This is a genomic window from Methylobacter sp. BBA5.1 (genome assembly GCF_000746145.1).
Lineage (GTDB): Bacteria > Pseudomonadota > Gammaproteobacteria > Methylococcales > Methylomonadaceae > Methylobacter > Methylobacter marinus.
Genome location: NZ_JQKS01000014.1, coordinates 82,286 through 103,741 on the forward strand (window position 1 = coordinate 82,286; position 21,456 = coordinate 103,741).

The window sequence follows — 21,456 nt, forward strand, 5'->3', positions numbered from 1 at the left end:
ACAGATAATAAAGTCAATGACTTACTCATCATCATCCTCAGCAGGCATAGCCGATTGCAGAGACTGAATCGCTGAAGGCTGTATAAAATCCCCTACCGAATTACCCAGTTTGTTACGGGTATATGCTACGACCGCGGCAAAATCAACCGCATTTAACGTATTTCCGAAAGCCGGCATCATGCCTTTTCCGTTCAACATTAAATCAACCTGGGCATCAATATCTCCCGTTACCACGGGACTCGCCGTTAAGGCCGGAAAAGTACCGGGCATTCCGGAACCATCCGCCATATGGCAAGATGCACAGTTTTGGGCGTAAACAGACTCCCCTCGAGCCACTAAATCATCAAGTGACATTTCCGCACTCGCATCCACTTGCTCTTGCGGCTCCGCTTTTTCAGTGGAAGCGGCGGGAGCTGCTCCCTCAGGCAGCAACTCTTGTATAGCTTTTGGCTGTATTTCATCACCGACCGAATTGCCTAATGCATTTCTGGTATAAGTAATGACCTGAGCCAGTTCAGAGGCATCCAACATTTTTCCGAAAGCAGGCATCATGCCTTTACCGTTCAATACCAGCTCAGCCTGAGCTTTAACATCGCCTGTCACAATAGAGCTGCCGGTAATAGCAGGGAATGTTCCCGGCACACCTTCGCCGCCAGCCATATGGCAGGATGCGCAGTTTTTCGCATAGACGCCGGCGCCTTTTGACACCAACTCATCATGACTTTGATCGTTCAGATCCGGGCCTTTCGCGGCTTCTTCCTGAGTCTTTTTCACCCAGGCATCATAGTCCGCCTGTTCCATTGCAACGACCACGATAGGCATAAAGGCATGATCCTTACCGCAGAGCTCTGTACATTGACCGCGATAGGTTCCGGGCTCATCTACAGAAGTCCAGGCTTCATTAATAAAGCCGGGAATTGTGTCTTTTTTCCACCCCAGGTCAGGCACCCACCACGAATGAATGACGTCAGCCGCTGTAAATACGAAACGAATTTTCTTTTTAACGGGAATAACTAAAGGTTTGTCTACGTTCAACAGATAATGTGGAACGGTACGAGGATCTATGCCGGAATCGATTTGCCGTGCTTTATTGCTGGCTTCATCAAGATTACTGAAAAAATGAATACCGTTGTCCAGATATTCATATTCCCATTTCCATTGCCACCCGGTGACTTTGATGGACATTTCTGATTCTTGCACATCATCCAATTCCAGCATGGCTTTTGTTGCCGGAATAGCCATGCCGACGAGAATCAGCGTCGGAATAATTGTCCAGATAATCTCGACAGTTGTATTTTCATGAAACTGCTCCGCTTTATGTCCTTTTGATTTACGATGATGGTAAATCGAATAAAACATGGTACCAAATACGACGATACCTATGAATACGCATATCCATAAAATCAGCATATGCAGGTCATAAATATCATTACTGATCTCTGTAACCCCTTTCATTAAATTGAGCGTATATGCCGCTTGCGCTGTCCCTAGGCCAAAAGCCATTAAGATCAGACCTGCGAGCAGTTGCTTTGTTTTGTTCACGGAGCAGCCCCCTCGTTAGTAGTTGTAAACTCTTGTATGCTTTATATCGTTTCGTAATTTCCAAGACACGCCAAATTTCGCTCTATGCCTTTTCCATAAGAATTCTCACAAATAAACTGCGTAATTTTAACCTATGAAGCTTTTCTAAGCTAGAAGTCTGTAGAATTAAAACTACAGCAGCGCGTTAATTACCTTATATTCAGCGCATTGAGATCTATCCGGAAAGTCCATGAATATTCAGCTTACATAAAGCTGACGGCATTAAATCAAGCGCTAAAAAATAGGAAGGAGGACCGACTGTCTCTCATAAGTCTGACCTATCTTTAAGATTGCCCGCCAAAGGCAGAGACGGGGCGTATCAAGTTCGGGTTTAGGATTTGGCTAAAAATGACTTCCTGAAATTATAATCCTGCACAGGATGCGCTGACCCAAAGCAGGCGCTCCAGACGACGTGGTGAGGCGCATCCTATGTCCGACATTTCGCAGCCAATATAAAGGCGGACCTACGTGTCCGCCCTTTTTGGGTGGACAAAGGGTTATCGAAGAGCCGTTGGGCAAGGGCGAACACACAGGTTCGCCCCTACGTGTCTGTTCATTTTACGGTCTCAGGGCATCAATCCGTAGGAATTGCCCGATTAAAACGCCTGGGAATCAAAGAAAATGAACAGGCCGATTAAAAATCGATACTGAAATTGAGCCGAAAGACAAGTCAGTTTCGGGAGCTAAAATTCCCCTTCCTTAGCGCAATTTATTTAGAAAAGCGGCATCAATTCGACAGCCGCCAATTTCGGGATGATCCAGCACATCTTGTTCGAAATCCCTGACGGTAGGCAATTGTAAAGCGATACGATTGATTTTGCCTCCGGAAAATTCAAACTCCATGGCGCCACCTTTAGCGCGTGGACTGCCCTCTTTGGTAGCAAACAAGAAAATGCCCACCTCCCCTCCCGGTTTACCTTGCGGTCCAGGCGCGGGACGGGCACAACTGAGCTCGCTTATGGAAAGTCCTGACATGAATTGCGCCAGTTGACGCGCATCAACTACCACACCTTCGCCGGGGATGACCATGGGAGCGGATGATTCCGGCAGCACTGCCGGACCCCCTGAGGTACCCGGGGATGGAGAGGCCGACGCAACAGACTGACTCAACAAGGCTTCCAGTCCCAAATCACCTAAATGATTTTGTAGCAACACAGTACCATCGCCCTTTTTTTCGGTGGTCAACAAAGGAAATATCTGACGCGCCATTTCCGCCGGATTAGGGTTTTTAAGCACCGAAAACAGTTGTCTTTCTATTGATTGGAGCGCTGAAAAAACCCGCTCTTTTTTCTGCCTGGTCTCTCCGATCAGTTCCCAGTCCGATGGCGCATTGACGGACAACCCCATGGTTTTCATGACGGTATAATCATCATCTGCCAGGCAATTGCCGAACCCCTTATTGCGATACATCTTCAGATCCTTAGGCCGAATGTCGTCAGCCATGGCCATTTGCCGGGATATATTGTAGTTTTTCCAATCGCCATTTTTATTCAGAAAATAGTAAAGCACGGCATTACGATCGAATTTATTAAAACCAAGCTCCTTCATAACCAGTTTCAACTTCCGGCAATTGCTCTCGACGTCAACGTAATTATCCCAATCAGGGTTTAAATTCGGCTTGGCGGGATGCTGCGATTGCTCGATCATCTGCTGCAGCGTAATGTCGCCGGTTGTTGATTTTATAGGCGAGTACCACATTTCTTCCAGCGACAAGTCACGCGCATCGGGTATCCCGTCAACCGTCATTTTCAACAATAATGCCGGCAGAATTTCAGGGTATATCTTTAACTCTCCCAACGGTTTGACATCCGAACCGAACGGATTAACACCGCCCTCGGCCACTTCATAGACCTTGAATAGAGAATGATTGAGCGTACCGGTTTTACCTGAGAAAGCAGTCGCGGCCGGCAGCGAATGCGACTCCGAACTATGCTTGGCTGATGCCGGACTGGCAGCCGGCGCCGCTTGAACAACAGCCGGGGCCGCTTGCTGACTGTTTCTTATCCATTCGCCGGCAAACTGTCCCATAACGGCAACCCCCATGCCGACACCGGTCAATGCCAGCAGATTGCCGGCCGTATTCACATCGCCGGCCAATCTGGAGAAATCCATGTCATTATTGGCATTGGTATGGAAATCATAATCAATCATGGTTTCTTTACCCGAATCCAGTCGTATCCAGGGCGTCAGATACTGTTTTTTGGCATCGAACTTGAAATTGCACTTTCCCGACCTGGCTTGATACAAAAAACCGGCGGCTTCACTGTTGAATTTCAGCACATTGTTACGAACATAAAAAATCAACGCCGCCGACTGATCGCCTTTGCTATAGGATGGCGCGATATCAACGCACCCGCCTTTTAGCGCATTATCCGCCTTGGAATCAAACTCTGAAATCAGCCGCACATAATAATCATCGCCATCGATAACCGAGAAACCTTGCAGGGGCTGAAAAGGATGCGGCTTGATCTCAGGGGGATCAATGGCAATTTGACGGGTAGACGCGCATCCGGACACCAGAGTGCCGGCAAAAAAGACAAGAGTGGATATATAACGAATAGACATGTATTAACCTTGTATCGCTAGCTGAAATGCGACTCAAGCAAAAAAGGGGAAAATGACAAGGCCTTCCCTGAAGCTTTGCCGGACTCTTAATTTTCATCCGCCATTCCGGCCATGAAAACGACATGAAATATTACAACAAATCGCCTTCAAGTCTATACAAGACGCTTATTTAGCGATACCTTTAGCCAAATCACAATTAAAAGCAGACCATAGCAACCTGACGAGGTATTCATATGCCCCAGAAAAAGCCCCATCTCGACAAAGACAAATTAAACCAGATCGTTATTGAAGCGCGACGCAATCAGGAACTCCGGGAGCAATCCTATCGCGGCCAAGCCCTGAAAATGTATCCCTGGATATGCGGCCGTTGCGCACGCGAATTCACACATAAGAATCTGAATGAACTCACGGTTCATCATAGAGACCATAACCACGACAATAATCCTTCCGATGGCAGCAACTGGGAACTGTTATGCCTGTATTGTCATGACAATGAACATTCGCGGTACGAGGAAACCCGCTTCGGCAACGCTCAATCCCATGCTGCCTCGGAACCGGTCGCCACACACAGCCCTTTTGCCAACCTCAAAACCTTGCTGAACAATAAAAAATAATCAAAAAGACCGGCTTAAAACGCGGGCAGATTGCGCCATTAAATCCGGCAACCGAGAAAATTATCACTTGACTCCAGGCATCCGGGTTTCGATCAACTCGGTTAATCCAATCAGTAAGGTCAATTTGCCGCCAGCAAGGAATCAATGCCCAAGTTCGCCAGAGCATCTGCCCGCTCATTGCCGTCATTCCCTGAATGACCTTTTATCCACCGCCATTCGATATCGTGCCTTTCAATAGCGGCATCCAGCCTGCGCCACAAATCTTCATTTTTAACTGGTGTTCTCGCCGCGGTTTTCCAGCCACGCTTTTTCCAATTGCTCATCCATTCGGTAATGCCTTGCAGCACATATTTCGAATCGGTATGGATCAGCACCGTACAAGATCTTGTCAGTGTTTCCAAAGCCTGGATGGCGGCCATCAGTTCCATGCGATTATTGGTCGTTTCCAGCTCCCCTCCGTACAACTCCCTGCTTTTGCCTTTATAGCTGAGCACAGCCCCCCATCCGCCTGGCCCTGGATTACCACGGCAGGCGCCATCGGTGTAAATAATGACGGTCTCAGTCATGTTGATTTGATTCTGTTGATGGTGAAGTCATCGAATTGGCAAAAACCAACTGGGGCTTTGTCCTTTCGGCGGGTGTCAGCGGAATTAAATGATATCGGCGCTTTATTGCTTTAACCGCGTAGGCCGTCGCCGAAAACGCATGCCTGTTGGCATTCGCTCTGCCATTCGTTGATTTTATGGAATTAAGATTAAAATCCGATGAAAGCGTTACTTCAAAATTCAGCAATTTCAGCCAATCCAATATCCTGGACCTGGAAATGAAATGTCCGCGCCAGTTATCGGCCATTTTCTTGTCCCAGACATACTGATATCTAACCCACAAACTCCAAGGATTAAAATTTAGCACCACCAACAAGCCTTCGGGTTTCAAAACGCGCTCGACTTCTCTCATGGTCTGAAAACGATTGGCATCAAATTCCAGCAAATGCGGCAGTATGATCATATCGATACTGCTGCTTTGCAGCGGCAGACTGTAAGATTTTGCCTGAATTTTCCGCGCCTCATCGCTGCCCAAATTTTTCGCATCGAGTATCGTATAATTTTTATACAAAGTGCAGTCAATAAATTGATTCTCCCAGCCTAATCCGCCGACCTGTAAAACTGTCTGCTTACAGCTAACGGTAATGGCTCGCTGTAAATAATCCTCTTCAAGCTGCCTCAACAACTTGCCTCTGGGCGTTTCGTAGAAGGCAAATAAAAAATTGCGTTTCATTGATTCAACTCAACAATACATGACTTTGAATGGTTTTCAGCGAGAACAAGCTGTACAATAATAATCAACATAATGAACTTCACCTCAGGGTTGGATGATGCATATCAATTTTAACAGGTCAGCTAATTTTTTATTTATTTTGAGCCTTTTAATAATATCCGGTTGCTCGAAAAATACTAAATCCCCCCTGAACGTTAGTCAAAAACCGCCTGTTATTACCAAGGAAAGCAACACCTATTCATTTATTCAGCACAATATATTCTCCAAGAAAAAATTTAAAGCACCCTTAACCCCTCACAAAACCGTTTGGGATCGACTACTGTCTTTATACGCATTACCTGAAATTGAGAACGAGCGCATTGATCGTGAATTAAACTGGTACCTGCAACATCCCGATTATATCGCCCGGGTTCAGCAGCGTGCAGAACCCTACATGCACCTTATCCTCAATGAGATCGAAGCTAAAAATCTTCCCGGAGAATTAGCGCTGTTGCCTGTAGTTGAAAGTGCTTTCTTACCGAACGCCTATTCAAAAAGCGATGCTTCAGGGCTTTGGCAATTTATACCGGCCACCGGCCGCCTCTTCGGTCTTAAGCAAGACTCCTGGTACGATGGCCGTCGTGATGTCTATGCATCGACCAAGGCCGCCACTACATTTCTTAAGCAGCTGAGTGAGACGTTTGACGGAGACTGGCTGCTGGCCCTGGCTTCCTATAATTACGGAAAAGGCAATGTAGGTAAAGCCATCGAAAAAAATGAAAGCCTGTCCCTGCCGACGGACTACTGGTCCTTAAGCCTTCCGGAAGAGACTACCAACTATGTTCCCAGGCTATTGGCGATCGCCAAATTGTTTGCCCATGCCGATGAATACAATATTCCCTTGCGGCCTATCCCGAATAAGCCTTATGTTGAAGTCGTGGATATCAAATCCCAACTGGATTTAGATAAAGCGGCTCAACTCGCGAATACCCCCTTGAAAGAGTTTCTAAAGCTAAATCCTGGCTTCAATCGCTGGAGCACCGCCCCTGAAGGGCCGCATCGCTTGCTGGTGCCCGTCAAAGAGGTCCAGTCGTTCAAAAGAAACCTGGCGCGCCTGCCCGTTGAAGATCGCGTTGCTCAACATCGCTATTATGAAGAGCGTTTAGCTCAGAACAAGCACAAGGTCCGCGCGGGAGAAACGCTTTCATTAATTGCCAACAGAAACCACACAACAGTCAAAGCTATCCGTCAGGCCAACCATCTGGCCGGCAACACTATCCGCACCGGCATGATTTTAAAAGTTCCGTCATCGAAAAAATCAGCCAACTTTCCGATTATTGCTAAAGCATCTAAAAGCCAACCTCATCACAAGCAGACCTATACTGTTAAAAAAGGCGATACCCTCTGGAAAATTGGTCAGGACTTTTCAGTTAGCGATAAAGATATCGCAAGCTGGAACAAACTCACTTTATCGAGTGCATTGATACCTGGCCAAAAGCTTGTCATTAAAGCCGGAGAGCAACAGCTTGCCACCGCCTCTTCCGCTTCACCGAATCCGTTCCGCCTGATTCATTACACCGTCAAATCAGGCGATTCGCTAATACGAATCTCCCGAAAATTCAGTGTGTCGCTTTCAGATATTCGTAAATGGAATTCAGAAACGATGGGAAAGGTTCTGCGTCCGGGGCAAAAACTGAAAATCCTGATTGACAACAGCCAGCCCACAACCTGAGCATGGCGGCATAAAAACGCGCATGAAACATGCTTGAGCATTATCCCCCGCCCAACCTTAGCCGGGATACTGGAGACCTTGCCAAGCAGACAAGATGCTGAAGTTATTTTTCATGGCTCCTGAGTATTAAACTGTTCAGGGGCGGCCTTCAAAATAATATTGATGGCCACAGCAAGGATTAGTCTCTATAATGTAGAAGTTAGTAACTAATACATTGTTACTATTTAAATTTTGCATATTAATCAGCATTTTTCAGAGATTCTATTCGCATTTTTTCCTTTAAATTGCCCGATATGATTTGCAATTGAACATCTATTATTTATTGAGGTAATTTATATGGCATCAGGTACTGTTAAATGGTTTAACGAATCTAAAGGTTTTGGCTTCATTGCGCCTAGCGACGGCAGTGCAGATGTGTTTGTGCATTTTTCCGCAATTTCCGGTGACGGCTACCGCACACTGACTGAAGGTCAACCGGTCAAATATGAAGTAGAAACAGGGCCTAAAGGCCTGCAAGCATCCCAAGTATCCGCAGCCTGATCTTACGATACTTTCTGACTCACAACCTCGATCGGCATAAACGTCTGGGGTTGTGGCAAATGTCGGCCGGACCGGCCAATCAACTCACCCCTGAACTTAGGACATGTCTTTTGAAACGAATTTTTGTAGGAAACTTACCTAGCGACGCCACTGAAGAAACTGTACAAGCTTTATTTTCCCAATATGGGAGAGTCCGCTCCATTCAACTGGTTTCGGATATATTTAGCGGTAAATGCCGGGGTTTCGGCTTTATCGGCATGGAAGGCCATGAAGCCAGAGCCGCGATAGCCGGGCTAGACGGCAACCTGTACTGTGGTAAACCTTTAAAAGTAAAATTTGAAGATTCCAGCACAGGAAGAAATGGCAGACGCCATTAATCCACTTTAAGGCGATTTTCTATCTGATTACATCTGTTAGATTGCCATATCAATTCATGAAAGACTGCATGGGCTAAAATGATTCCGTCATTTCCCTGCAGTCACATCATCCATGAGAGGGATTGCGCAGAAGCAATGCTCACCGGAAACTCATAACGGTCCTTTCTTTGTTGGGCTTTGGGCATCATTATCCTCCGGCTCTTGTTTTATTACGCTGACGCTGCCGTCACCCTCCAAATAGCAGGCCTTGATCTCGTCCACACACTCCGCTCCTTGTTCACGGATCAGGCTCATCAGTTCTTCCTGGGTAATCATTTCCCGACGCATGTTCCCGCGCAACATATGCCCATTCTTGATCAACAACAAAGGCGCAGGAGAAATAAGTTTTCGAAAAACCGGAATCTCACTGGCTAGCCAGTCAAGCGCATAATCCCAAAAAAAAATGGTTGCGACTAAAACAAGACCTCCGGTAACGGATTTATACTCGCCGGCCATGCCATTCTGGGACGCGTCGGCAATAAGCACAATCAGCAAAATATCGGTAACAGCCACAGCGCCGGTCCCACGCCTTAGCAAACGCAATAAAACGAACAACACCAGATAGATGATCGTGCCTCGCAGAACAATCTCTAAAATACCGACAGACGGAATAAAAACCGATTTCCAATCAATTTGAAAGAAAATATCCATCCGTTTGCCTGTTCACGGTTTCAATACCACTTTAATGCAGCCGTCTTCCTTGTCGCGGAACGTCTTGTAAGCCTGAGGGCCCTCATCCAGCCCCAGGCTATGGGTGATAACAAAAGAGGGATCGATCTGGTCCTCTTCTATCTTCTCCAGCAAGGGCTCAAGATAGCGTTGCACATGAGTCTGCCCCATTTTCAAGGTCAGGCCTTTGTTCATCGCGGCCCCCATCGGCAGTTGATCGAGCAGGCCGACATAAACGCCGGGAATCGAGACAGTGCCTCCCTTGCGACAGCACATAATCGCCTCGCGCAAGACATGCGGGCGATCGGTGCCTAAATAGAGGGCCGCTTTCGCCTTATCGAGCACCGCATCGAAGCTGCCGGCCCCATGAGCCTCGCAGCCCACCGCGTCGATGCAGCAATCAGGGCCGCGGCCGTTTGTCATCGCCATCAACCGATCGTAGACATCTTCTTCCTCAAAATCGATAATTTCAGCCTTGCCATGTTCTTGCGCCATGGTCAGGCGCTCCGGTACCCGGTCAATGGCGATGACGCGCCCCGCCCCCAGCATCCAGCAACTCTGGATCACGAATTGCGCCACTGGCCCACAACCCCAGACCGCCACTGTATCCCCCGGCTCAATTTGGGCATTTTCGGCGGCCATATAGCCGGTCGGAAAAATATCGGACAGAAACAGCACCTTATCATCCGGCAAGTCCGACGTGATCTTGATCGGCCCGACATCGGCATAAGGTACGCGCAGATACTCGGCCTGGCCGCCCGCAAAGCCGCCCAGCATGTGGGAATATCCGAAAATACCGGCTGGAGAATGTCCCATCGCCTTGCGCGCCATATCGGCATTCGGGTTGGAGGTGTCGCAACATGAGTAAAGCGTTTTTTCGCAGAAGAAGCAGTGTCCGCACGAAATCGTGAAAGGCACGACGACGCGGTCGCCTGTTTTCAGGCTTGTAACCTCACTGCCAACTTCAACCACCTCGCCCATGGGCTCATGCCCCAATATATCGCCTGACTCCATGGTCGGTATATAGCCATCGTAAAGATGCAGATCAGAACCGCAAATCGCGGTGGCTGTAATCTTCACAATGGCATCGGTTGGATCGACAATGATCGGATCGGGAACCGTATCAACGCGTACATCATATTTGCCATGCCAACAAAGTGCTTTCATAACAACGCTCCTGAATAGTCGGGTTGCAAGGCGACCTGCCTCATATGAACGTGAAGAAAGCTTAGTTTGATCGGCCCTTCCTGTCGGTACGATGACGTACATAAGTGATCCTGTCGGGTCACTGAAAAGACAACGCACTTACTCTTTCCGGTCCGTGCCTGATCTGCTGCACCACCGGATTTATGCCGCAGAAAGCGAAAGACAGCACGCGGTATGCAGGTTATCCGTAAAAATCGGCATCCCTAATATCCCGTCCCTCACAAATTTTCCGCATTCAACAAGATGACCTCGATTTCCTCGGTGATTTCCTCTTGCCGGTAAATCTGGGATTTTCGGCGCAGTTTTACCGTTTCATTGTCGAGATGCTGCACCGCGCCTTCCAGATGCCGCAAGCGCCGGTGATTTTCCGCCAACAGCGACGTGTAACAAAGGTTATGCAGCACAGCGAATAAATAGTGGCCTGCCATGTCCGCAAAAAAATCGGCCGGATCGAGATTCAGCACCGGCGGAAAAGTGAACGCGGGGCGATCCTGAACGGTTTGCTGAAAAGGCGGCAATAGAGAGTCGTGCGTAAGCCCGCTCAACGTGTCATCGTGATATACGGCCGTTAATTCAAAAAAACCGCGCTGTTCCTGCAGCGCGGCAATCACGTCCAGCAAACGACTGACGATAGCGGGCGCCTCTTCGGCGACATTGGCCCCTTCCAGCGTGGCCACGGGCTCGGGATAAGCGTCTGGCCATCTGCCAGCCAGCCTGCTACCGATGATAATGACATCGGGATAGTAGGCTTTCGTCGCTATTTCATTGATCAGGCTGTCATTGAAGTCGCCGCAAAAGCCGCGTTCCGCCCCGAACAAAATAGCGATAGGTGGAGCCTGGGCATCAGTATCCAGCGAATACGGGTAAAAAGCCAAAAAGTCCCCGGCCGCCTTTTCAAGGGACTCGACCGCTTTGTTCTGCGCGGCTTGAAAGCGGAGCAATTTATGGGTTTCCGTAAACGCGAGATTTTTCATCGAATTCAGAATGCCCCGGATCTCCTCCATCTGGCCGATGTGCTGACGCAGCCGCCGACTTTTACTCATGGCTGCCGCTTCGTTTCGATGCCCAGCCAGTCACCGAGAGCTTGCAGCCATTGCTCGGGACTGCTGTTCAGTGTCAGCGTCGTGCCGCTGACGCCCTGTTCGATCCGGGCCAGAAAACCCTTGATGTCCTCAGGCCTGATTGGATCGAACAGATTTTCATTGAAGGCGATGAGCCAGGCCAGCTGAAAAAGGCTGCTGAGCGGCGCCAGCCGGTCTTGTTTGAGAATCTCCCGCAGCAATCGTCCGCGCCGAATCCGTGCTTCCATCGAAGGCTCCAGGCGCTGGCCGAACCGGGAGAAGGCCTCCAGTTCCAGAAACTGCAGATAATCCAGCTTCATTTGCCCGGCCTGATGACGGATGCCCGGATGCTGGGCCTTGCCGCCTATCCTCGATACCGACCTGGCGATATCGATGGCGGGGCGAAATCCCGATGCGAATAAGTCGGCGTCGAGATAGATCTGCCCGTCGGTGATGGAAATCAGGTTCGTGGGAATATAGGCGGCGATTTCGCCCTGCTGGGTTTCGACGATCGGCAGGGCCGTCATGCTGCCGCCGCCGTTTTCGGCATTCAGGCAGGTAGAACGCTCCAGCAGCCGGGAATGGACGAAAAAGATGTCGCCGGGATAGGCTTCGCGCCCGGGCGGGCGGCGCAGCAGCAGGGACAACTCCCGGTAGGTTCTGGCGTGGGTCGACAAATCGTCATAGATGACCAGGGTATCGCGCCCCTGCGCCATCCAGTATTCGGCCAACGCACAGCCGGCGAACGGCGCGATGTATTGCAAACCCGGCAAGGCGCTGGCTTCGGCCACGACGCAGACGGTATAGTCCATCGCGCCCTGACTTCTCAATGTCTCCAGGGTCTTCACCACCGCCGAACGCTTCTGACCGATCAGCACATAAACACAGATCACCTCTTTGTCTTTCTGGTTAATGACGGTGTCGATCGCGATCGAACTGCGGCCCAAGCCTTCATCGCCGATCAGCAACTGCCGCTGGCCCTTGCCGACCGGAATCAACGTGTCGATGATTTTGATGCCGGTATACAGCGCCTTATGGACAAAGTCGCGGGCGATAATCGGCGGCGATGCTTTTTCCAGATTGCCGCGCCCGGTGGGAACCGGAATATCCCCGCCATCGAGCGGCGCGCCCAAAGGATCGACCACTCTGCCGATAAAAGCGTCGCCGATGGGAACGCTAGGCGCGTTTTTAGACAGACGCACCAGCGTGCCGGCCGTCAGCGCTTCGGTTTCATACAACAGAATCGCGCCGACCTGATCGCGGTTGAGGTCGAACACCATGGCCCGACTGCCGTCGGCAAAAACCAGGATGTCTTCGATGGCCGCCGAGGGCAGCCCCTTAATCCAGGTAATGCCATCGCCGACCGACACGACCGTGCCCTGTTCGGTAACCCGAAATCCCGGCTGATACCGGTCCAGCCAGGCGCTTTGCTTGTCTATCAAGCTCATGGGCGCTTCGGCGTTATTCGGACTCATGGGCTATCTCGGCAAAACCGGTCAGTTCATGCTGCAGATTGGCATGCATGACCCAGGCGCCGATATCGATGCGCAGACCGGCGATCAGTTCGGGGTTCTGGTGATAATGAAAGACATCGGGCCGCTTGATGAGCGACCCCAGCTTTTGCTCCAGTTTTTGCCTCAGCCCGGTTGGAAGAGGATAGGCGCTGCTAACATCGATGGAGACCAATGCTTCAGCGTCCAGTGTTTGCAGGCACAACCTGCACTCCTCCGGCAAATCCGTGAAATGTTCCAGCAGCATGGCGCACAAGCGTTGTTCCAGTTCCGGGCCGGCGGCTTGTTGCAATAGCAGCCCGGCAAAGCGGGCGCCGTTTTGCAGCGCTTTTTTTTCGGCCTGTTGCTGGATATCCTGCTGCAACCGGGTCAGGGTTACCTTGGCTTTTTGCCGCTCCTGTTCCAGGTCGGCCCGCAGTTTGTCCATTTGCGTTTTTCTTTCCGCATCGATTTCCCGGTGCAGCGCGCTGAGCGCGGCCTGTTTTTCCTGCTGCCATTGGTTTTGCCGGTTTTCATAGCGTTGACGTAAATCCTCGGCCTCTTGCTTCATGCTTTGAGCTTCGGCCAGGGTTTGGTCGATATACTGCTTACGCCGGGTAATGACCGCCAGTACCGGTTTATAAAAAAGCCGCTGCAAGATCCAGATCAGAATCAGGAAATTGATGATTTCAAGCACAAAGGTGGAGAAATTGAATTCCATGGTTGCCTGGCCCGCTTATCTGGCGATGAACTCAAGCAATGGATTCTTGAACAGCACGATTAAGATGATCACCAGGCAATAGATCGCCAGCGATTCGATCATCGCCAGTCCGATAAACAGCGTCCGCATGATCGACTGTTCCGATTCCGGCTGGCGGGCCAAGGCGTCCAGAGCGCTGCCGATCGCCTTGCCCATGGACAGAGCCGGCATCATGACGCCAATGGCGATGCCGATTATGGCCGCGATGGTGGAGCCGAGCACGATTAAGGCGATGTCTGTCATAACTATTCCTGTCGATTAAGTTGTTGGGATTGTATCGCACCGGCCAGATAAATCAGCGCCAGCATGCCGAAAATATACGCCTGTACCAGCGCCTCGATGATATGCAGCATCAAAATCGGCACCGGCGCCAGAAAGCCCGCGACCAGCAAAATCAACATCGCCGCCATTTCCAGGCTCATGATGTTGCCGAACAGACGAATCGCCAGCGCCAGCGTGCGGGTCAACTCGCTGATGATGTGAAAAGGCAGCAAAATCGGGCTGGGCATCAGGTAATGATGCAGATATTTTTTGAATCCTTGCGTCTTGATGCCGAACCAGTGCACCGAAAGAAACACCAGCACGGCCAGCGCCGAGGTAACCGAGAGGTCGCGCGTCGGCGAATGCAGGCCGGGTATCAGGCCGACCAGATTGCCGACGATCAGAAACAGCCACAAGGTCGAGATAAAAGGCAGGATTTGCCGGCCATGATCCGGCGCGACCGAAAGCACGGCCGCCTCCAGCGTGGAAACGATGCCTTCCAGCATGGTTTGCAGCGGGTCCGGCAGCATGTCCAGATGCCGGGTTGCAAGCCCGGCCAGTGCCGCGATGAACAGCATGATGCCCCAGGTGGTCAGGACCGATGCGCTGACGGACACAGGCCCGAGCATAAAAGAAAATTCGTTTTCCATGATTTAATCTTGGTTAATGTGGTCATCCTGCAAGCCTGTGGGGGCGGCTTTAGTCGCCCGTTCAGACATCGAAAGCGACTGCCAAAAGTAGGCGCTTTAGGCGAAGTCGCCCCCACAGTTATTATTGTAAGCCCTGCAAACCTTATTTATTTTGAATAAGAAAATAAACGTTAAAAACGCCGACCACGACACCGGCAAACAGCAGGCTGAGCGTCCAGCGCATCGAATAGCCCGGCATCATGCTGTCCAGCCAGTGGCCCAGATAGGCGCCGCCGATGATCGGCAATACCATCACCAGCCCGAGTGTTCCGATATAAACCGTTTGCGCAAACAGGGTCGGACGTTCGCGGTCCGCTTTTTTGATGCGTTTGACCTGATTGTCTATCTGTTGCTTTAATCGCCACCGGTGATTCATAGTATATCCCGCTTGAGCGCCCTCAGCCGTGTCAACATGGCCTGTTCCATTTTGTGCAGACTGGTTTTGGTTGCGCGCAGATTTTCCTCCTCGGCTATCAACTGCTGTTCCAATAACGTGCTGATGCGGTCGAAGTCCGTGTCCACCAGGAAATGCCGCGTGCTGAGCGTCAGTTCGTTATCGTTGAAATACAGCACCGCACCGGGCAGCGCCAGGTATTGCCAGCCCTCGCCCAGCCGAAAACGCGCCAACCCGAAAACAAGCGTCGTCATAAACCGGGCATGATTGGGACGGATGCCGAAGCTGCCCGAGGCGTCTTCGCCGACGAAGGCGGTCACGCCCGTTATGCGCTGTTCATGGGTGGCATCGTACAATTGCAGCACGAATGTTTTCATGTCAGTCCCTGCATGCTGCCGCGCATATAGCACTGAGCTTCACTCAAGTCGTCGTACTGCCCGGCCAGAAACGCCTCGCAATCGCTCAGGGTCTGTTCCAGCGGCACCGAAACGCCGGTCTGCCGGGTATGCTGCGCCAGCACCGCAAACGGCTGGGTCAGATAGCGCTGTAATTTGCGCGCGCGCATGACAATTTTCCGGTCGCTCTCGGACAATTCCTCGATGCCCAGCATGGCGATGATGTCCTCCAGTTCGTGATAACGCGCCAGATGCTCGCGCACGCCCTCGGCCACATTGTAATGCCGGTCGCCCAGGGTATGGCGGTCCATCAGGCGGCTGCCGGAACGCAGCGGGTCGACCGCGGGATAAATGCCCTTGCTGGCCTGGTCCCTGGACAGGATGACCGTGGTGTCCAGATGGCTGAGGATAGCGCTGACCGCCGGATCGGTCATGTCATCCGCCGGCACGTAGACAGCCTGAACCGAGGTGATGGAGCCCTGGCGGCTGGACAGAATGCGATCCTCCAGCTCGGCGACTTCCGTCATCAGGGTCGGCTGGTAACCCACCGTGGCCGGCATGCGGCCGAGCAGGCTGGAGATCTCGCTGCCGGCCTGAACGAAGCGGAAGACATTGTCCATCACGAACAGGACTTCCTTATGCAGGGTATCGCGCAGGTATTCAGCATAAGTCAGCGCCGACAGGCCGATGCGGAAGCGCACGCCGGGCGATTCGTCCATTTGCCCGAACACCATCAGGGTGTCGTCCATGACCCCGGCCTGTTCCATTTCCCGCCATAATTCATGCGCTTCGCGGATGCGCTCGCCGACGCCGGCGAACACCGAAACGCCCTGATGGATGGCCGAGACCGCATGGATGAACTCCATCACCAGCACCGTCTTGCCGACCCCGGCGCCGCCGAACAGCCCGGTTTTGCCGCCTTTGACGAACGGGCACAGCAAGTCGATGACCTTGATGCCGGTCTGCAGGATACCACTGACGCCGGTCGCTTCCGATAACGCCAGCGGTTTCGAGTGGATATTGCGGAATTCGGTTTGAGGCAGCGGCTTGCCGCCGTCCAGCGGCTCGCCGAAAATATTCAGCAATCGCCCCAGGCACAGCTTCGAGACCGGGACATGCAACGGCGCGCCGGTATCGTAAACGGTCAGCCCCCGGCTCAGACCGGCCGTGCCATGCAGCGTAACCGCCCTGACCCGCCGCTCATCAAGATGCTGATGCACCTCGAACAGATAAACGGTGTGATCAAAACGGGTGCACAAGGCCTGGCGCAATGGCGGCAGCCGGCCGCAGTCGATAATGACGACGGGGCCATGAATCTCGGCAATGACGCCGATCGGATGTTGATCATCTTGTTGCACCGGCAAACTGTCCAATTGTCCGCTCCCGCTGATTGATGTGAATGTTCTGCCTTGAAAATCGCCAGGCGGCGCCTGGAACGGCCTGGAAGATAACTGTCAAGCGTGTTGATGGCTAGTATTACAAAACCCCGACCTCGCGGCAACGGGCGACATCCGGTTTTATCGCGGTCCTTGCAAAAAACGCGGGGCCGAAGCACTGGGCTCCAATCCCTTTAAAACCCATAAAAACCGAGCCTCTACATTAAAAACCGGTCTTTTCGCAAGCATTTTTTAATCATGCCGGCATACATTATTTTCTCGATTAACCACTATATCTTGTGTTATTCTACGCAAAAATCACTACATATCGATGAACAAGCATAAATTGCCCGTAAAAGCAATGGCTTGTTTTCATCCTCTTACACAACCAATTGCAGGGACTTATCCATGACAGCCAAACTCCGCGTCGTCGCCAATGCCGTAACCGAAATACCGTTCCAGGATGCCTCGATGGATATCTGGGATACGAAATATCGTTTAAAAACCAAAGAAGGTGTCGCTATCGATGCCACAATCGATGAAACGTATCAACGCGTGGCCAAGGCGCTGTCCGAAGTGGAAAAGAACAAAACCCGGCAAGAGCAGTCCTACAAGGAGTTTTTGTGGGCCCTGCGTCAGGGCGTGATCCCGGCGGGCCGCATTGTTTCCAATGCCGGCGCCCTGGAACACAAGCCCGCCACCTCGACCATCAACTGCACCGTTTCCGGCACCATCGCCGATTCGATGGATGACATCCTGGGCAAAGTGCACGAAGCCGGATTAACCCTGAAGGCCGGCTGCGGCATCGGCTACGAATTCTCGACCCTCCGGCCCAAAAACGCCTACGTCTCCGGCGCCGGCGCCTACACCTCCGGTCCGCTGTCGTTCATGGATATCTATGACAAGATGTGTTTCACTGTTTCCTCGGCCGGCGGCCGGCGCGGCGCCCAGATGGCGACCTTCGATGTCGGCCATCCGGACGTCGTCGAATTCATCCGCGCCAAGCGCGAGGACGGCCGTCTGCGCCAGTTCAATCTGTCGCTGCTGATCACCACCGAATTCGTCGAAGCCGTCAAAAATGACAAGCCCTGGCCGCTGTCATTCCCTATTACCGAAAAAGAGCTCAAACTGGACAAGCTCGACCTGAACAATCCCGAGCAAATCATCTGGCGCGACCTGCCCGGCAAGGACGGCTATATCGTCAACGAAGACGGCCTGCTCGCCTGCCGGGTCACCAAAACGATTCCCGCGCGCCGCCTGTGGGACATCATCATGAGTTCCACTTACGACTACGCCGAACCCGGATTCATCCTGATCGACAAGGTCAACGAAATGAACAACAACTGGTTCTGCGAGAAAATCCGCGCGACCAATCCTTGCGTGACAGGCGACACCTGGGTTCAAACCGAGCAAGGCCCAAGACAGATTGGCTCTATTCTAGGCCAGCAAATCAACGTCTTAGTCGACGGCAAATTGCACCTGTCCGGCGCTGACGGCTTCTTCAAAACCGCGACCAAAAATGTAGTCCGCTTGAGAACAAAAGAAGGCTTCAGCTTGCGTCTGACCCCTGATCACCGCGTGCGTAAAGTCACCCGCCTGGACCGCCATAACCTGGAAACCGAATGGTGCGAAGCAGGCCAGCTTGCAGCCGGCGACCAGGTCTTGCTGAACAACCATCGCCAGTATAACCGCTGGCAAGGCAAATACACCGGAAACCAAGGCTATTTAATCGGATTATTAGTCGGCGACGGCACCTTAAAAGAAGATAAAGCCGTGCTGTCTGTCTGGAAAAGCGCGCAAGTCACAAACAGCGATATCGGCATGCTGAATAGCGGCGCCAATGCAGTTATGGATAAAGTCATGATCGCCGCGACCGAATTCAATACGCGCAGCGACTTTAAAGGCTGGTCGGAAATACCTGGCAGAAACGAATTCAGACTCAGTTTTGCCGGCCTGAAGGCTCTGGCCGAAGAGTTAGGCATGTCGCCCGGCAATAAATGCATCACCGCACAAGTCGAAATGGCCTCCAGCGATTTTTACCGGGGTTTCCTGCAAGGATTTTTTGACGCTGACGGCTCAGTTCAAGGCAATCAAGGCGTCAGTGTTCGCCTGTCCCAATCGGACCTTCCGCGTTTAGAAGCGGTACAGCGCATGTTGCTTCGCCTGGGCATCAACTCCACGCTCTATCGCCACCGTCGTCCAGCCGGCATAACAAAACTGCCTGACGGTAAAGGCGGCGCCGCCGATTACAAAATTTCCCCGCAGCATGAACTCGTTATCAGTGGCGACAATCTTGCCGTTTATCGGGAACTGATAAACTTTACCGACAGCAGCAAAGCCGCTCAACTTGAAACCTCCTTAAAAAATTATCGCCGGTCATTAAACCGGGAGCGCTTCGTCGCCACCGTTGAATCGGTCGATCCCGATGGAACCGAAGATGTATTTGACATACAGGTTCCCGGCATCAATACATTCGACGCCAATGGCCTGCATGCGCATAACTGCGGCGAACAGCCCTTGCCACCCTATGGCAGCTGCCTGCTGGGCTCCATCAACCTGACCCGTTTCGTCAAGAAGCCGTTCACCACCGAAGCCCATTTCGACTGGGACACATTCCGCAAAGCCATCCGCGTTTTCACGCGCATGCTCGACAACGTCGTCGAAATCAACGGCCTGCCCCTGCCCGAGCAACAACACGAAATCCTCAGCAAGCGCCGCCACGGCATGGGCTACCTGGGCCTGGGCTCGACCGTCACCATGCTGGGCATGAAATACGGCGACGAACGTTCACTGCAATTTACCGAGGAAGTGACCAAAATCCTGGCCGTGGAAGGCTGGAAGGAAGGCCTTGAGCTGGCCAAGGAAAAAGGCCCGGCTCCGATCATGGAACAGATGTTCAGCGTCACCGGCGAAATGCTGCACAAACGCCCTGAAATGGTCACCGACGGCTACAAGGTCGGCGATCAGGTGCCGGGCAAGCTGCTGCACGCCAAATACAGCCGCTACATGCAGCAACTGGCCCAGGTCGAGCCCGAACTGGTCGCGCAACTGATCGAGACCGGCGCGCGCTTCACGCACCACAGCTCGATCGCACCGACCGGCACGATCTCCCTGTCACTGGCCAACAACGCCAGCAACGGCATCGAACCGAGCTTTGCGCACCACTACTCGCGCAACATCATCCGCGCCGGCAAAAAATCCAAGGAAAAAGTCGATGTCTATTCCTTCGAACTGCTGGCCTATCGCGCCCTGGTCAACCCCAAGGCAATGCCGTACAGCCAGGAGCCGGATCAGCAGCTGCCGGACTATTTCATATCGGCCGACGACGTCACGCCCAAACAGCATGTCGACATCCAGGCCGCCGCGCAGAAATGGATCGACTCGTCGATTTCCAAAACCGCCAACGTACCGACCGATTATCCGTACGAAGACTTCAAGTCGATCTATGAATACGCCTATGACAAAGGCCTGAAAGGCTGCACCACGTTCCGCTTTAACCCGGAAGTATTCCAGGGCGTGCTGGTCAAGGAATCGGATCTGGAAAACACCACCTACCAGTTCACGCTCGAAGACGGCCATGTGGTCGAACTGAAAGGTAACGAAGAAGTGGAATACGACGGCGAAATCCACACCGCCGCCAACCTGTTTGATGCCTTGAAAGAAGGCTACTACGGCAAGTTTTAATCGAGGTTACAGACATGATACATAAGATAAATAAAAAAATCGTCGGCTACAAAGTACTGACCAAAGACACCACCGAAGCGGCCAAGAAGGAAGAAGAACAGCAGGCGCTGGAACGCATGCACGAAAATGTCGAGCGGCCCGAAGTATTGGTAGGCTCCACCTACAAAATCAAAACGCCGCAATCGGAACATGCCTTGTACATCACCATCAACGACATGATCCTAAACCAGGGCACGCCCCACGAAGAGCGCCATCCTTACGAAATCTTCATCAACTCCAAAAACATGGAGCATTTCCAGTGGGTACTGGCATTGACGCGCGTTATCTCGGCCGTGTTCAGAAAAGGCGGCGACGCCTGCTTCCTGGTCGAAGAGCTGAAAGCCGTATTCGACCCGCGCGGCGGCTACTTCAAGAAAGGCGGCGTATTCATGCCATCACTGGTCGCCGAAATCGGCTACGCCATCGAATCGCACCTGAAACACATCGGCATGATCAAGCCGGAAGTGATGAGTGATCATCAGAAACAGTTTCTGCAAGAAAAACGCCGCGAGTTTGAAGCTCAGCATGGCGAATCGGAAGGCCAGACGTTTCCCGAGAAAGCCGTACTCTGCACCAAATGCAGCACCAAAGCCATGGTGTTGATGGATGGGTGTATGACTTGTTTGAACTGTGGGGAGAGTAAATGTGGTTGATGAGGGTTGGGCTTCGTAGCGACGCTGCATGAGGTGGATTATTTAATGTCGAATCGCCCCTGCTGAGCTTAAAT

General features: G+C 51.9%; 20 protein-coding genes. 6 read left to right on the plus strand and 14 right to left on the minus strand.

The window, feature by feature from the left end; all coding sequences use genetic code 11:
* Positions 1-21: 21 nt before the first annotated feature.
* Positions 22-1,455, minus strand: a complete 1,434-nt coding sequence (gene coxB / locus EK22_RS09910) for a cytochrome c oxidase subunit II (RefSeq protein WP_020160354.1) — start codon at positions 1,453-1,455, stop codon at positions 22-24.
* Positions 1,456-2,280: 825 nt separating this feature from the next.
* Positions 2,281-4,146 carry a hypothetical protein gene (locus EK22_RS09915; RefSeq protein WP_020160353.1) on the minus strand — a complete coding sequence of 622 codons (1,866 nt, stop codon included), beginning with the start codon at positions 4,144-4,146 and terminating at the stop codon, positions 2,281-2,283.
* Positions 4,147-4,379: 233 nt separating this feature from the next.
* On the opposite strand from EK22_RS09915, the gene EK22_RS09920 reads away from it, so the two are divergent.
* Complete coding sequence (locus EK22_RS09920; RefSeq protein ID WP_020160352.1) at positions 4,380-4,760, plus strand: YajD family HNH nuclease; 381 nt, start codon at positions 4,380-4,382, stop codon at positions 4,758-4,760.
* Between the two features lie 119 nt (positions 4,761-4,879).
* On the opposite strand, the gene rnhA is transcribed toward EK22_RS09920, so the two are convergent.
* Positions 4,880-5,332, minus strand: coding sequence for a ribonuclease HI (rnhA, locus tag EK22_RS09925; protein WP_198014716.1), 453 nt, complete (start codon positions 5,330-5,332; stop codon positions 4,880-4,882).
* Positions 5,319-6,038, minus strand: coding sequence for a class I SAM-dependent methyltransferase (locus EK22_RS09930; protein ID WP_020160350.1), 720 nt, complete (start codon positions 6,036-6,038; stop codon positions 5,319-5,321). Before EK22_RS09930 ends, rnhA begins: the two co-directional genes overlap by 14 nt.
* A gap of 97 nt (positions 6,039-6,135) precedes the next feature.
* Here EK22_RS09930 and EK22_RS09935 point away from each other — a divergent pair, with 97 nt between their 5' ends.
* The 3 genes from EK22_RS09935 (at position 6,136) to EK22_RS23625 (ending at position 8,666) form a co-directional block, all read left to right on the plus strand.
* A complete protein-coding gene (locus EK22_RS09935; protein WP_020160349.1) occupies positions 6,136-7,749 on the plus strand; it encodes a LysM peptidoglycan-binding domain-containing protein in 1,614 nt (537 codons plus the stop codon).
* 336 nt (positions 7,750-8,085) lie between these two features.
* Positions 8,086-8,289 carry a cold-shock protein gene (locus EK22_RS09940; RefSeq protein WP_020160348.1) on the plus strand — a complete coding sequence of 68 codons (204 nt, stop codon included), beginning with the start codon at positions 8,086-8,088 and terminating at the stop codon, positions 8,287-8,289.
* Positions 8,290-8,399: 110 nt separating this feature from the next.
* Positions 8,400-8,666, plus strand: coding sequence for an RNA recognition motif domain-containing protein (locus tag EK22_RS23625; protein WP_081917838.1), 267 nt, complete (start codon positions 8,400-8,402; stop codon positions 8,664-8,666).
* Between the two features lie 150 nt (positions 8,667-8,816).
* On the opposite strand, the gene EK22_RS09945 is transcribed toward EK22_RS23625, so the two are convergent.
* The 10 genes from EK22_RS09945 to atpD form a co-directional block, all read right to left on the minus strand.
* A complete protein-coding gene (locus tag EK22_RS09945; RefSeq protein WP_036250512.1) occupies positions 8,817-9,356 on the minus strand; it encodes a DUF421 domain-containing protein in 540 nt (179 codons plus the stop codon).
* A 12-nt stretch (positions 9,357-9,368) separates the two neighbouring features.
* Positions 9,369-10,541 carry a zinc-dependent alcohol dehydrogenase gene (locus EK22_RS09950; protein WP_036250515.1) on the minus strand — a complete coding sequence of 391 codons (1,173 nt, stop codon included), beginning with the start codon at positions 10,539-10,541 and terminating at the stop codon, positions 9,369-9,371.
* 257 nt (positions 10,542-10,798) lie between these two features.
* Entirely contained in the window at positions 10,799-11,623 is an 825-nt protein-coding gene (locus EK22_RS09955) for a F0F1 ATP synthase subunit gamma (RefSeq protein ID WP_036250517.1), read from the minus strand.
* Positions 11,620-13,116: a F0F1 ATP synthase subunit alpha gene (locus EK22_RS09960; protein ID WP_036250520.1), complete on the minus strand. Its 1,497-nt coding sequence runs from the start codon at positions 13,114-13,116 to the stop codon at positions 11,620-11,622. Before EK22_RS09960 ends, EK22_RS09955 begins: the two co-directional genes overlap by 4 nt.
* The gene (locus tag EK22_RS09965) at positions 13,103-13,852 is read right to left on the minus strand and encodes a F0F1 ATP synthase subunit delta (protein ID WP_036250522.1); all 750 of its coding nucleotides are present in this window, start codon (positions 13,850-13,852) and stop codon (positions 13,103-13,105) included. Before EK22_RS09965 ends, EK22_RS09960 begins: the two co-directional genes overlap by 14 nt.
* Before the next feature lie 15 nt (positions 13,853-13,867).
* Positions 13,868-14,134 carry an ATP synthase subunit c family protein gene (locus EK22_RS09970; RefSeq protein WP_020160343.1) on the minus strand — a complete coding sequence of 89 codons (267 nt, stop codon included), beginning with the start codon at positions 14,132-14,134 and terminating at the stop codon, positions 13,868-13,870.
* A gap of 2 nt (positions 14,135-14,136) precedes the next feature.
* Positions 14,137-14,802, minus strand: coding sequence for a F0F1 ATP synthase subunit A (locus EK22_RS09975; protein ID WP_020160342.1), 666 nt, complete (start codon positions 14,800-14,802; stop codon positions 14,137-14,139).
* Between the two features lie 142 nt (positions 14,803-14,944).
* Positions 14,945-15,217 carry an AtpZ/AtpI family protein gene (locus EK22_RS09980; protein WP_036250524.1) on the minus strand — a complete coding sequence of 91 codons (273 nt, stop codon included), beginning with the start codon at positions 15,215-15,217 and terminating at the stop codon, positions 14,945-14,947.
* Positions 15,214-15,612, minus strand: a complete 399-nt coding sequence (locus EK22_RS09985; protein ID WP_020160340.1) for a F0F1 ATP synthase subunit delta/epsilon — start codon at positions 15,610-15,612, stop codon at positions 15,214-15,216. Before EK22_RS09985 ends, EK22_RS09980 begins: the two co-directional genes overlap by 4 nt.
* Positions 15,609-17,003 carry a F0F1 ATP synthase subunit beta gene (gene atpD, locus EK22_RS09990; RefSeq protein WP_036250527.1) on the minus strand — a complete coding sequence of 465 codons (1,395 nt, stop codon included), beginning with the start codon at positions 17,001-17,003 and terminating at the stop codon, positions 15,609-15,611. Before atpD ends, EK22_RS09985 begins: the two co-directional genes overlap by 4 nt.
* A gap of 411 nt (positions 17,004-17,414) precedes the next feature.
* Here atpD and EK22_RS09995 point away from each other — a divergent pair, with 411 nt between their 5' ends.
* On the plus strand, positions 17,415-20,690 hold the full coding sequence (locus EK22_RS09995; RefSeq protein WP_036250532.1) for an LAGLIDADG family homing endonuclease: 3,276 nt from the start codon (positions 17,415-17,417) through the stop codon (positions 20,688-20,690).
* 14 nt (positions 20,691-20,704) lie between these two features.
* The gene (locus tag EK22_RS10000) at positions 20,705-21,382 is read left to right on the plus strand and encodes a TSCPD domain-containing protein (RefSeq protein ID WP_036250534.1); all 678 of its coding nucleotides are present in this window, start codon (positions 20,705-20,707) and stop codon (positions 21,380-21,382) included.
* Positions 21,383-21,456 lie beyond the last annotated feature (74 nt).

Excerpts from the sequence above, each read along its gene's own strand:
- EK22_RS09915 (WP_020160353.1), bottom strand. The coding sequence starts at position 4,146 with ATGTCTATTCGTTATATATCCACTCTTGTCTTTTTTGCCGGCACTCTG.
- EK22_RS09950 (WP_036250515.1), bottom strand. The coding sequence starts at position 10,541 with ATGAAAGCACTTTGTTGGCATGGCAAATATGATGTACGCGTTGATACG.
- EK22_RS09960 (WP_036250520.1), bottom strand. The coding sequence starts at position 13,116 with ATGAGTCCGAATAACGCCGAAGCGCCCATGAGCTTGATAGACAAGCAA.
- EK22_RS09930 (WP_020160350.1), bottom strand. The coding sequence starts at position 6,038 with ATGAAACGCAATTTTTTATTTGCCTTCTACGAAACGCCCAGAGGCAAG.
- EK22_RS10000 (WP_036250534.1), top strand. The coding sequence starts at position 20,705 with ATGATACATAAGATAAATAAAAAAATCGTCGGCTACAAAGTACTGACC.
- EK22_RS09935 (WP_020160349.1), top strand. The coding sequence starts at position 6,136 with ATGCATATCAATTTTAACAGGTCAGCTAATTTTTTATTTATTTTGAGC.
- EK22_RS09970 (WP_020160343.1), bottom strand. The coding sequence starts at position 14,134 with ATGACAGACATCGCCTTAATCGTGCTCGGCTCCACCATCGCGGCCATA.
- coxB (WP_020160354.1), bottom strand. The coding sequence starts at position 1,455 with ATGAAAGGGGTTACAGAGATCAGTAATGATATTTATGACCTGCATATG.
- EK22_RS09965 (WP_036250522.1), bottom strand. The coding sequence starts at position 13,852 with ATGGAATTCAATTTCTCCACCTTTGTGCTTGAAATCATCAATTTCCTG.
- EK22_RS09940 (WP_020160348.1), top strand. The coding sequence starts at position 8,086 with ATGGCATCAGGTACTGTTAAATGGTTTAACGAATCTAAAGGTTTTGGC.
- EK22_RS09975 (WP_020160342.1), bottom strand. The coding sequence starts at position 14,802 with ATGGAAAACGAATTTTCTTTTATGCTCGGGCCTGTGTCCGTCAGCGCA.
- EK22_RS09995 (WP_036250532.1), top strand. The coding sequence starts at position 17,415 with ATGACAGCCAAACTCCGCGTCGTCGCCAATGCCGTAACCGAAATACCG.
- EK22_RS09920 (WP_020160352.1), top strand. The coding sequence starts at position 4,380 with ATGCCCCAGAAAAAGCCCCATCTCGACAAAGACAAATTAAACCAGATC.
- EK22_RS09945 (WP_036250512.1), bottom strand. The coding sequence starts at position 9,356 with ATGGATATTTTCTTTCAAATTGATTGGAAATCGGTTTTTATTCCGTCT.
- EK22_RS09985 (WP_020160340.1), bottom strand. The coding sequence starts at position 15,612 with ATGAAAACATTCGTGCTGCAATTGTACGATGCCACCCATGAACAGCGC.
- EK22_RS09955 (WP_036250517.1), bottom strand. The coding sequence starts at position 11,623 with ATGAGTAAAAGTCGGCGGCTGCGTCAGCACATCGGCCAGATGGAGGAG.
- EK22_RS09980 (WP_036250524.1), bottom strand. The coding sequence starts at position 15,217 with ATGAATCACCGGTGGCGATTAAAGCAACAGATAGACAATCAGGTCAAA.